The organism is Azohydromonas lata NBRC 102462, assembly GCF_001571085.1.
GTDB lineage: Bacteria > Pseudomonadota > Gammaproteobacteria > Burkholderiales > Burkholderiaceae_C > Azohydromonas > Azohydromonas lata.
On sequence record NZ_BCTC01000317.1, the window covers coordinates 1 to 755 of the forward strand.

Consider the following 755-nt stretch of genomic DNA (forward strand, 5'->3'; position numbering starts at 1 on the left):
GAGCGGGGCGGGCGACGTCAACGGCGACGGTCTGGCCGATCTGGTCGTCACGAGCAAGGTGGACGCGGGCTGCAGTTACGTGGTGTTCGGCCGCAGTGGCACGGCCGCGGTGGACCTGGCCGCGGTGGCCGGGGGCGTTGGCGGTTTCGCCATTCAAGGCCAGGCCGGCGGCGACGGCAGCGGCTGGAGCGTGAGCGGGGCGGGCGACGTCAACGGCGACGGGCTGGCCGACCTGGTGGTGGGTGCTCCCTACGGCGACCCGGCCACGGGCGCCGACGCGGGCAGCAGCTACGTGGTGTTCGGCCGCAGCGGCACGGCCGCCGTGAGCCTGGCGGCGGTGGCCGCGGGCGACGGTGGCTTTGCGATCAACGGCCAGGCGGGCGGCGACAACAGCGGCTGGAGCGTCAGCGGGGCGGGCGACGTCAACGGCGACGGCCTGGCCGACGTGATCGTGGGTGCGCCCTATGCCGACCCGGCCGCCGGCGTCAATGCCGGCCGCAGCTACGTGGTGTTCGGCCGCGGCGACGCGGCGGCGGTGGAGCTGTCGGCGGTGGCCGAGGGGCGCGGCGGCTTCGCCATCGCCGGGCAGCTCGCAAACGACACCAGCGGGCTGAGCGTTTCGGCGGCCGGGGACGTCAATGGCGACGGCCTGGCCGACCTGATGGTGAGCGCACCCAATGCCGCCGTGGGCACGCGGCTGGGCGCCGGGCGCAGCTACGTGATCTTCGGCAGCACGGGCGGGGCATTCCACCAGA

At 75.1% G+C, this 755-nt stretch carries 1 protein-coding gene; it reads left to right on the top strand.

Annotated elements, in window-relative coordinates; all coding sequences use genetic code 11:
- The coding region (locus ALA01S_RS31295; protein ID WP_174548680.1) for a VCBS repeat-containing protein at positions 1-755 on the top strand (755 nt) is incomplete at both ends.